This window comes from Burkholderia sp. LMU1-1-1.1, from assembly GCF_040675865.1.
GTDB lineage: Bacteria > Pseudomonadota > Gammaproteobacteria > Burkholderiales > Burkholderiaceae_D > Rugamonas.
The window spans coordinates 1-272 of the sequence record NZ_JBEGHG010000060.1 but is presented as its reverse complement, the minus strand read 5'-3'; the positions used below and the strand labels follow the sequence as shown (position 1 = coordinate 272).

Annotated in this window: 1 tRNA gene and 1 rRNA gene; both read left to right on the top strand. The window is 52.2% G+C overall.

Annotation, left to right across the window (positions count from 1 at the left end):
* Nucleotides 1-120: ribosomal RNA gene (locus tag MRBLMU1_RS27650) — 16S ribosomal RNA — on the top strand; the annotation flags it as partial.
* Nucleotides 121-196: 76 nt separating this feature from the next.
* Nucleotides 197-270 (top strand) — tRNA-Ile (locus MRBLMU1_RS27645).
* Nucleotides 271-272: the final 2 nt, after the last annotated feature.

Below are 272 nucleotides of genomic sequence, written 5' to 3'. Positions count from 1 at the left end.
GTTTTACCAGAAGTAGGTAGCTTAACCGTAAGGAGGGCGCTTACCACGGTAGGATTCGTGACTGGGGTGAAGTCGTAACAAGGTAGCCGTATCGGAAGGTGCGGCTGGATCACCTCCTTTCTAGAGTGGCACGGTCAGCAATGACCACTCATCAAGCGTTCACACTTATCGACTGTCAATATAAAGAACAGCATTTGGGGCTGTAGCTCAGCTGGTTAGAGCACCGTGTTGATAACGCGGGGGTCGTTGGTTCGAGTCCAACCAGCCCTACC